We start from the raw sequence: 9,272 nt of genomic DNA, 5'->3' as shown, positions 1-9,272 counted from the left end.
ATAGGCGAAGAGTAATTTTTATTACGGCGCTGGCTCGCCACCTTGTAGAGTTAAAAAGCCGTCTGAAAAACGGGCATCTCTGCTGTTTTTCAGACGGCTTTTTTGTCGTGTTTTGCCGACGCTGCCATACCCGGCGGCGGTGTTTGCCGGGCAGGTGTTTAATTTTACGGGCGGTAGGGGTTTTCCAAGCCTTCAATCAGTTTTTGCAAGTAGGCGCGCAGTTGTGCTTCGCCGCAGCCCATCAGCAGGGCGTCTTCAAAGGCGTCTTGCGCGGTTTGGTAGAGCTCGGTCATGTTTTCGGTCATGACTTTGACTTTTTCGGTGCAGGAGACGATTTGGCCGTCGTCGCCGTACCACTTGGGCATTTCGGGCATGCTCATGGGTGCTCCTTAATTGATGAAACGGGCGGTGTCGTGTTTTTTCACCCGCCGTCCGAAGGCGTATTTCGAGCCCCAGTATTTGTTGCTCAGGCTGGTGATTTCGATGCTTTTGCCGGTGCGCGGGGCGTGGATGAAGCGGTTGTTGCCGATATAGAGGCCGACGTGGGAGATGCGGCCGCCGCCCATGGTGCGGAAAAACACCATGTCGCCGGCCTGTAGCTCGCCGCGGTTGACGTGCGTGCCCATTTTGGCCTGTTCGGCGGAGGTGCGGGGCAGGTTTAAGCCCATGCTGCGGCGGAAGATGTGCTGCATAAAGCCGCTGCAGTCGAAGCCGGTGCGTGCGGACGTGCCGCCGTAGCGGTAGGCGACGCCGAGCAGGCCCATGGCGCTGCGGATGAGTTCGTCGGCGCTGCCGGAGGCGGTGGACGCGGCTGCGGCGGGTTGGGCGGCGGGGATGATTTGGGCCAGGGGTTTCTTGGCGGGGGCGGGGCTGCCTGTGCCGCTGTTTTCAAACTGTCTTAAAATCTGCTGGCGGTCGCTTTGCCGGTTCAGCAGGTTTTCGATTTCGTCGGCACGGGTCTGGCCGCCGGCAGACAGCAGCAGGCAGAGTGCCGAAAATGCGGCCGCTAATCGGGTGGATAGGGTCATAAGGTGTTCCGTTCGGACGGCTGCGGTGCGGCCGTCTGTAGTGGTGCGGGTGGGCTGGTTAATCAGCGATTGTATATAAAAACAGGCGGGTTTGGCAAAAGCCTGCGGCGGCGCGGTGCGGAAGCCTTGTTTTCAAACGCTTTTTGCGTCCGGCTGCGGCGGCGTGCCGTCTGAAAAAAGCCGTCTGAAAAGTGCCGGTGGGGGCGTTTTCAGACGGCAGGTGTGCGCCGGTGCTCAGTCGATGGCGTAGCTGCGCAGGTATTGGATGCGCTCGCGGGTCATGCGGGTGTCGCATTGAAGCTGCAGGTATTCGGCGTGCGCGGGGTTGTCGGCTTGGGCGGATGCGCGCAGGCAGTCTTGCTGTTTTTTCTGCAGCCAGCCGCGCTGCTCGTCGAGTATGCTTTGCTGTACACCGCGCTCCAAGCGGCTCCAAATGCGGGTGATGTCGGCTTCGGCGCGCTGGTTTTGGATGCGTGCGCTGTCGAGCTCGCTCTGGGCTAGGGCGGGCGGCTCGGCTTGGCCGCTGCTGCCGGGCTGCAGGATTTCGGCTTCTGTACCGGGTACGCCGTCGTCTTCGGCTGCGGGCACGCCTTCGCTGTGGGCGGCGGCGTTGTTTTCTAAGATGTCTTCGGGGGCGGGCTGTGCTTCGGGCGGCTCGGGGTAGGTTTCGGCGGAGAGCAGTTTGACGGCTTCTTCTTTGCTGACGGCGCGTCCGTCGATGACGACCATGCTTTTCACGCCGTAGGGCAGCAGGGCGGCCGACAGGATTTGGGCGGTATGCGCGGGGGTGTTGTCTTTAAAGGTGATGCTGCCGTCGGCTTGGGGCAGGTAGCGCAGGGTGGTGCGGAAGGTGTTGCCTTCGTGCGCCAGGTTGCTGCCCATGATTTTGCCGGCCACCAGCTCGCGGATGGCGGTTTGGCCGTAAATCAGCGGGCTGCCGCTTTCGGCTGCCGTCCAGATGTCGTTGGGGATTTGGATGCTTAAATCGGCACGGCACAGGGCTTCGTTGCCTTCGCGGGTTTCCTGCGCGTTGTCGAGACGCACGGCCAGCTGGGTGGCGGCGGCGATGACTTTGTCGGCATCGATGAATTGGCGGTTGTCGCTGCGGGCAAAGGCTTTGGCTTCGCGGGTCAGGGTGTCGATGATGCTGTTGCGGACGCTTTGCGCGGCGAGGGGGATATCGCAGGCCAGCGGCGCTTGCGCGGGTTTGGCGGCTTCGTCGCCGCAGGCGGCCAGCAGCGCGAGCGACAGGGCGGCGGCGGAAAGTTTTTTGTACACGGTATGCTCCTTTCGGCTACATATTTCGTCATTTTAAATCAGAATGATGGGGTACGGCTGCTTGGTTTCATTCTGTATGGTTTACGGCGGCTGAGTGCATGGTGCGAATATAACAAAAAGCACCGGCAACAGGTAAGGCGTTGCCGGTGCTTTTACAAGGGTTTTTAAACTGCCGTTCGGATTATTTGAGGAAGTTTACAAAACCCGACAGAATCATCGCGTTCACAAAGTCGATGAAGAATGCGCCCACCATTGGCACAATCAGGAAGGCTTTGTGCGAAGAGCCGAAGGTGTTGGTGATGGACTGCATATTGGCAACCGCAGTCGGCGTTGCGCCCAAGCCGAAGCCGCAGTGGCCGGCGGACAATACGGCGGCGTCGTAGTCGCGACCCATCACAACGTAGGTTACGAAAGTCGCATACAGCATCATCACGATGGTTTGTACGGCCAGAATGATGGTTACCGGGCCGGCCAGGCCGGTCAGCTCCCACAGTTTCAGGTTCAGCAGCGCCATGGCCAGGAACAGCGACAGCGAAGCATTGCCGAATACGTCGATGGCGCGGTCGAACATGTTCATTTTGAACACCAAAGTCAAAATGTTGCGCAGAATCACGCCGCCGAACAGACACCATACGAATTTAGGCAGATTGAGCCAAGAAGGGAAGTATTCGGCATCGACCACGTCCATAATTTGGCCGAACGCGATACTGGCGGCAAACATGGCCAGCGTTTCGATGGCGGAATCGGCGGTAATCAGACGGGTGCGGCCGGCGTTTTCGAATACGTCGTTGGTGTTGCTGTCGGAAACTTCGTTATCCGCATTGGTTTGCGCAACGGGCTTGCGGCCTTGACGGTTAATCAGGCGGCGGGCAACCGGGCCGCCGATCAAACCGCCGAATACCAGGCCGAAAGTCGCCGCAGCCATACCCAGGCCGGTGGCGCCGACCACGCCGTATTCTTTCTCAAAAATCGGACCCCATGCACCGGCCGTACCGTGGCCGCCGGTCAGGGTAATCGAGCCGGTAATCAGACCCAGCAGCGGATCCAAGCCCAAAGCGCCGGCCAGGCCTACGCCGACCGCGTTTTGAATCAGAATGAACACGCTCACGACAACGACGAACAATACCAGCGGGAAGCCGCCCGCGCGCAGGCGCGAGAAGTCGGCGCTCAAACCGATGGAGGTGAAGAAAATCAGCATGAAGGCATCTTGCAGCGGTTTTTCAAACTTGAAGCTCACGCCGTACATCTGATGCAGTGCGAACAGAATAATCGCGGCAATCAGGCCGCCTGCTACCGGCTCGGGGATATTGAAGTCGCGCAGGAAGCGGACTTTGCTGACCAGCCATTTGCCCAGCAGCAATACCAAAGTGGCGGCAATCAGGGTGTAATAACCGTTAAATTCCCATTCCATAATAAGTCTCTCTAAAAAATGTTTTTCTAACCATATCCTGCGGCGGCACAGCGGTTTGGCAACCGGACTGCGTATGCTTTCAGAATACACGCCGCCAGAATAATCCGCCGCATATTAGGGGAATAGTTAAGGTTTGTCAAAGAAATGTAGTAGTATGAAGCGTAAATTTACACTTGCCCCGCCGCCGCGCAGCCGTCTGAAAACCCGTTTTCAGGCGGCCTTGACGCAGCAAAGCGGCAGGCGGGCTTGAGTTTCCGCCAAGCGCCCATATATCCCGAGCAATATCCATCTTCTTACCTTCCGAATACCGACTATGAGCAATAAAGACTTTTACGAAACGCTCGGCGTAGCCAAAAGCGCGAGCGACGACGACATCAAAAAGGCCTACCGCAAGCTGGCCATGAAATACCACCCCGACCGCAACCCCGACAATAAAGAAGCGGAAGAAAAGTTTAAAGAAGTCCAAAAAGCCTACGACACCCTGTCGGATAAAGAAAAACGCGCCGCATACGACCAATTCGGCCACGCCGCTTTCGAGCAGGGCATGGGCGGCGGCGCAGGCGGCTTCGGCGGATTTGGCGGCGGCTTCGGCGGCGCGCAGGGCTTCGACTTCGGCGACATTTTCAGCCAGATGTTCGGCGGCGGCGCAGGCGGCGGCCGACAGCCCAATTACCAGGGCGCAGACTTGCAGGTCGGCGTAGAAATCACGCTGGAAGAAGCCGCCAAAGGCATCAAAAAGCGCATCAACATCCCGACTTACGAAGATTGCGACGTGTGCCACGGCAGCGGCGCCAAACCCGGCACCTCGGCCAGCACCTGCTCGACCTGCCACGGCACAGGTACGGTACACATCCGCCAGGCGATTTTCCAAATGCAGCAAACCTGTCCGACCTGCCACGGCTCGGGCAAAGAAATCAAAGATCCCTGCATCAAATGCCGAGGCGAAGGACGCACCAAAACCAGCAAAACCGTTGAAGTCAACATCCCTGCCGGCATCGACGACGGCCAGCGCATCCGCCTGAGCGGCGAGGGCGAACCCGGCCAGCACGGCGCACCCGCAGGCGATTTATATGTCAACGTGCGCGTCAAAGAGCACAAAGTGTTCGAGCGCAACGGCCTGGATTTACATTGCGAGCTGCCCATCAGCTTCGCCGTAGCCGCGCTGGGCGGCGACGTGGAAGTACCGACGCTGGACGGCCGCGTGAAGCTGAATATCCCGAAAGAAACCCAAACCGGCCGCCGTATGCGCGTCAAAGGCAAAGGCATCAAATCACTGCGCTCCAGCGCCGTGGGCGACTTATACTGCCACGTCGTGGTCGAAACCCCGGTCAATCTGACCGACCGCCAAAAAGAGCTGCTGGAAGAATTTGAAAAAATCTCCACCGGTCTCGACCGCAGCCAAACCCCGCGCAAGCAATCGTTTTTGGACAAACTGAAAGACTTGTTTGACTAAACCACAGGCTTGCCAAGCCAAAAGCCGTCTGAAAAAGCAGATTTTTCAGACGGCTTTTTGGTCAGGCCGAGCATTTTTACATACAGGCGGGCGGGCGTAGGCGGCTTAGATGTCCACAAAACCCGTTTGTTCAAAAAATGCTTGACAGCATTTCAAACGGCCTGTATAGTTACATTCTCTGACGCGGGATGGAGCAGCATGGTAGCTCGTCGGGCTCATAACCCGAAGGTCGTAGGTTCGAATCCTGCTCCCGCAACCAAATTTGAAAAAGCCGCTGGAAACAGCGGCTTTTTTATTTTATGTTGTAATACGTTATCTTGGCGCATTTAAATGAGCGATGCTGTTTTGCGCGTGATTAGAACAAAAAGGCCGTCTGAAAATCTGATTTTCAGACGGCCTTTTTGTATGTGTTGGCGGTCAAGTGCTTCAAAAATGAAGTCCGTAGGGCGGTGATGATGAAGTTGAAGCAGGCTGTTTTATTTTATTCTGTAAATCAGCGGCGGGGTGGCAACCCCGCCCTACGGCAGATGACCGGTGTATCTCAGATGATTGGATTTTTCAAGTCAACCATACCCGTGCGATGCTGCTGTGCGGCCGTCTGAAAAACGGCTTTTTATCCAATCTGCCACTTTGTTCAAACAGATTATCAGCCTGCTGCCGATAATCATCTGCGGCTGCCCGGCTGCGCTCAGCGGTCGCGGCGGATGCGGACGAAGGTGGCGAAGCGCGGTGTGCCTTTTTGTGTGAAACCCCGATAGCGGTAGGTTACGGTGGCACCGATCGGGGGCGGGTTGTCGCGGTCGGCATCTTTGAAGCCGCTGCCGATGCGGAATTCGCCGTGGGCGTTGCGGCAGCCGATGGCGCCGAGGCGGCCGCTGTGGCGGCCTTTGCCGGGATAGTGGCGGGTAACGGTACATTCGGCGTCTTGCGCGCTTTTGAGTTTCAGCAGGCTGTCGCTGCGGCCGCCTCGGTAGGGGGCTTCGGGGTCGCGCAGCATTACGCCTTCGCCGCCGCGTGCTTCGATTTCTTTGAGAAAGGCGCGGGCGTGGTCGGTGTTTTTAACGGGGGTTTGGGCGATGAGGGTGATGGGTGCGTCGGGGTGTTGCGCGAGCCAGCTTTGTAAAACGGCCAGGCGGCGGTAGAGATTGCCTTCGGCGCGGGGGACGTCGAATACATGCAGGCGGATGCCCTGCCAACTGCGCCCGGCGCTGCGGACGGTGGCGGAAATCTGTTCAAACTGCCCGCGCGTGCTGTACAGCTCGCCGTCCAGCGGATAGGGCGGGAAGCGGTCGGTAAAGCCGGGCGGCGGGGTAAAGGCGTAGCCTTGGCGGCTGATGAGTGTGCGGCCGTTCCAATAGGCGCGTACGCCGTCGAGCTTTTCGCTCATGGCCCAGCCGCTGATGTTTTGGCCTCGGTATTCTTTGGCCAGCAGCAAATCGGCGCCTGCGGCGGGCAGGGTGATGAAACAGGCGGCCAAAAGCGGTATGATGCGTTTCATCTTTAATCTCCGTTTCTCCGTGTGCGGATGTTTTTATTGGATAAGGCCGTTTCGTGTAAAACGGCCGGATAGTCGGATAAAAGAAGAATGAGACCAGGTGCGGTCATGCCGTGTGATTCTTCTTTTTAAATGACTATAACATCAGACGGCTTTGATGTGGGCGGTATGCCGTCTGAAAAACGTTTAGGAAAGATATTATGGCTCTGCAATTTGAAATCATGGCGGTCACGCCGTTCCGACAAAACTGTACGCTGCTGTGGGACGATGGAAGCGGCGAGGCGGTGCTGACCGATGTCGGCGGCGATGTGCCGCATCTGCTGGCGCAGGTGAAGGCGAAAGGCTTGCAGGTCAAGGCGGTTTGGCTGACCCACGGCCATCTCGACCATGCGGGCGGGGTGGTGGAATTTGTGTCGCATTGCGATGTGCCGGTGCTCGGGCCGCACTGCGAAGATGAGTTTTTGCTGCAGTCGCTGCCGGAGGTGACGGCGCAATACGGTTTTCCCGTATCGCCTGCGTTTGAGCCGACGCGCTGGCTGGAAGAGGGGGAAACGTTGAGCGTGGGCAATTATGCGTTTCAAGTGCTGCATATTCCCGGCCATACGCCCGGGCATGTGGTGTTTTACTGCGCGCAGGCGGAATTGCTGATTGCGGGCGATGTGCTGTTTTACGAAACCATCGGGCGCACGGATTTTCCGCGCGGCAATCATGAGGATTTAATCGGCAACATCCGCAGCAAATTGCTGGTGCTGCCGCCGCAAACGCGCGTGATTGCCGGACACGGGCGCATGACGACCATCGGTCATGAGCGGCAGTTTAATCCGTTTTTGCAGTTTTAAGGTAATGGGCAGAAAAAGCCGTCTGAAAATGAGTATAGTCGAAGAGTAATTTCTGCTGCGGCGTTGGCTGCCTTGCCCCATTCTGTGTTATTCGACTATAAAACCATCGGGCGGTATGGCTGCCCGCCCGATGGTTTCACGGCTGCATTACAGTGACCACGGATATTGGGCAATCACGCGCACTTCGTCGATGTTGCCGTAGCGGTAGGTGCCGGAGGTACGCATGGTGGTATGGCGCACGCGCAGGTTCAGGCCTTTGGCTTTACCGCTTTGCACGGTGTATTTGGCTTCGATATTGCGTTCCCAGTGTTTGTCGTCGGGCTGGTAGGTGTAGTTGCCGCGCAGGTTACGGTAATAGCTGTTGCTCTTGCTGTTGTCCATATCGTAGCCTTTGATGTAGCGGCCCATCAGCTCGAGGCCGGGCACGCCGAGTTTTTTGAAGTCCAAATCGTAGCGTACCTGCCAGGATTTCTCATTGGCTTCGGAGAATTGCGTGACCCAGCCGGCATTGGGGTAGCGGGCGAGGCTGCCGATGGTGCGCGTGGCGGCATAGTCGAGCGGGTCGTCGCCGAATACGCGCTGTACACCTAAGGTCAGGGCGTGGATGTCGTTGCCGTAGGTGGCGGTCAGCGCGCCCAGTTTGGCGTTGATTTTGCCTGCTTTTTTCGCACCGCTGTCATGGTTGTAATAGCCGGTGGCGTTGACATTGATGTATTGGCTGCCGCCGAGCTGCCAGCGGTGGTTGGCCTGCGCGTGGTATTGGTTGAAGTAGTCTTTCAGCTCGCCCGCGTACACTTGCGCCCAGGTGTGCGGCTGCCAGGTATAGCGGCCGCCGAGATAGCTGATGCGCTTGACTTGGGCGCCGCCGTCCTGGTCGGTGCTGAAGCGGTCGTCATGGTTGGTGGATTCTTGGGCGCGCACATGGGTAAACACGCCGGCCTGCAGGTTGAGTTTGTCGAAGTCTTTGCTTTCCAGCGAAACGCCGGTGGCGGTAACGGGCAGCAGGCGGACGTCGGCGGTATGCAGAATCGGGTTGGCGGGGGTGAGCGAGTTACCCGCTTTGATGACGGTTTCGCCGATTTTGGCTTTCACCGCGCCGCCCACGCTGCCCCATACGCGCTCGGGCTGTCCGCCCGCGCCGTTGGTGTAGGGAATCAGGCCGGTGCCGGTGCGCGCGCCGGAGCTGTCGAGACGCAGGCCGACCAAGCCTTTGGCTTCCGCGCCGAAGCCGATTTTGCCGGGCGTGAAGCCGGATTGGAGATCGACAATCACGCCGTGCGCCCATTCGTTGCGCTCGCCGTTGCGTTCGGACAGGGGTTTGCCCCAGTTGGTGCCGAACGGATTGGCGCCGCCGTCGCGGAAATCGCGGTTGAAATAGAAGTTGCGGTTGGTGACGGTGAGCTTGCCGTCTTGGAAAAACGGCGTGTCGGGCAGGTATTCGTAGCGGGTGTCGGCGGCAGCGCTGATCGGCAGGGCGGCCAGCAGGGCGGACGCGGCCAGAGTATGGGCGGGATGCGGCATGGTGTTCTCCTCGATTATTTGTAGGGTGTGTTTTTCAAATTACACTATATTCAAGGCGATGCCGTTTGACAACCGAAAAATTTTCAAATTTGAATGAATGGAATTAATCTTTGCCGGCGCGGCGCGGTATTTTGGGGAACAGGCCGTCTGAAAGATATGATGATTAAGGGATTAAGGAGCGGACTTGCGTAGCTAATGACAGTACAGCAGGTTGTCAGACGGGCATCCCTGCCCGTTGCTTTGCTAG

At 58.1% G+C, this 9,272-nt stretch carries 8 protein-coding genes and 1 tRNA gene; 3 read left to right on the top strand and 6 right to left on the bottom strand.

Translation table 11 applies throughout. From position 1 onward, the window contains the following. Nucleotides 1-164: 164 nt before the first annotated feature. From BDE01S_RS05600 to gltS, 4 genes are all read right to left on the bottom strand, one after another. Nucleotides 165-380: a hypothetical protein gene (locus BDE01S_RS05600; RefSeq protein ID WP_066078453.1), complete on the bottom strand. Its 216-nt coding sequence runs from the start codon at nt 378-380 to the stop codon at nt 165-167. Nucleotides 381-389: 9 nt separating this feature from the next. Further along, a complete protein-coding gene (locus BDE01S_RS05595; RefSeq protein ID WP_066078451.1) occupies nt 390-1,028 on the bottom strand; it encodes a C40 family peptidase in 639 nt (212 codons plus the stop codon). 234 nt (nt 1,029-1,262) lie between these two features. Then, nucleotides 1,263-2,306, bottom strand: coding sequence for a lysozyme inhibitor LprI family protein (locus tag BDE01S_RS05590; protein ID WP_066078446.1), 1,044 nt, complete (start codon nt 2,304-2,306; stop codon nt 1,263-1,265). 181 nt (nt 2,307-2,487) lie between these two features. Continuing rightward, complete coding sequence (gene gltS, locus BDE01S_RS05585) at nt 2,488-3,717, bottom strand: sodium/glutamate symporter (protein ID WP_066078445.1); 1,230 nt, start codon at nt 3,715-3,717, stop codon at nt 2,488-2,490. A gap of 313 nt (nt 3,718-4,030) precedes the next feature. On the opposite strand from gltS, the gene dnaJ reads away from it, so the two are divergent. Together dnaJ and BDE01S_RS05575 are read left to right on the top strand one after the other, a co-directional pair. Next, complete coding sequence (gene dnaJ / locus BDE01S_RS05580; RefSeq protein WP_066078444.1) at nt 4,031-5,170, top strand: molecular chaperone DnaJ; 1,140 nt, start codon at nt 4,031-4,033, stop codon at nt 5,168-5,170. Between the two features lie 182 nt (nt 5,171-5,352). Continuing rightward, a tRNA-Met gene (locus BDE01S_RS05575) sits at nt 5,353-5,429 on the top strand. A gap of 429 nt (nt 5,430-5,858) precedes the next feature. Here the strand turns inward: BDE01S_RS05575 and BDE01S_RS05570 are convergent. After that, on the bottom strand, nt 5,859-6,668 hold the full coding sequence (locus BDE01S_RS05570; RefSeq protein ID WP_066078443.1) for a DNA ligase: 810 nt from the start codon (nt 6,666-6,668) through the stop codon (nt 5,859-5,861). A gap of 197 nt (nt 6,669-6,865) precedes the next feature. Between BDE01S_RS05570 and BDE01S_RS05565 the strand changes: the two genes are divergently transcribed. Next, nucleotides 6,866-7,504, top strand: coding sequence for an MBL fold metallo-hydrolase (locus tag BDE01S_RS05565; RefSeq protein WP_066078441.1), 639 nt, complete (start codon nt 6,866-6,868; stop codon nt 7,502-7,504). Between the two features lie 147 nt (nt 7,505-7,651). On the opposite strand, the gene BDE01S_RS05560 is transcribed toward BDE01S_RS05565, so the two are convergent. Further along, complete coding sequence (locus BDE01S_RS05560; RefSeq protein WP_066078439.1) at nt 7,652-9,025, bottom strand: OprD family outer membrane porin; 1,374 nt, start codon at nt 9,023-9,025, stop codon at nt 7,652-7,654. Nucleotides 9,026-9,272: the final 247 nt, after the last annotated feature.

Origin of the sequence: Bergeriella denitrificans NBRC 102155, from assembly GCF_001592185.1 — a bacterium.
In the GTDB taxonomy this organism is placed as follows: domain Bacteria; phylum Pseudomonadota; class Gammaproteobacteria; order Burkholderiales; family Neisseriaceae; genus Neisseria; species Neisseria denitrificans.
This window is presented reverse-complemented; position numbering and strand designations above follow the sequence as displayed.

Excerpts from the sequence above, each read along its gene's own strand:
- gltS (WP_066078445.1), bottom strand. The coding sequence starts at position 3,717 with ATGGAATGGGAATTTAACGGTTATTACACCCTGATTGCCGCCACTTTG.
- BDE01S_RS05595 (WP_066078451.1), bottom strand. The coding sequence starts at position 1,028 with ATGACCCTATCCACCCGATTAGCGGCCGCATTTTCGGCACTCTGCCTG.
- BDE01S_RS05600 (WP_066078453.1), bottom strand. The coding sequence starts at position 380 with ATGAGCATGCCCGAAATGCCCAAGTGGTACGGCGACGACGGCCAAATC.
- BDE01S_RS05560 (WP_066078439.1), bottom strand. The coding sequence starts at position 9,025 with ATGCCGCATCCCGCCCATACTCTGGCCGCGTCCGCCCTGCTGGCCGCC.
- BDE01S_RS05570 (WP_066078443.1), bottom strand. The coding sequence starts at position 6,668 with ATGAAACGCATCATACCGCTTTTGGCCGCCTGTTTCATCACCCTGCCC.
- dnaJ (WP_066078444.1), top strand. The coding sequence starts at position 4,031 with ATGAGCAATAAAGACTTTTACGAAACGCTCGGCGTAGCCAAAAGCGCG.
- BDE01S_RS05565 (WP_066078441.1), top strand. The coding sequence starts at position 6,866 with ATGGCTCTGCAATTTGAAATCATGGCGGTCACGCCGTTCCGACAAAAC.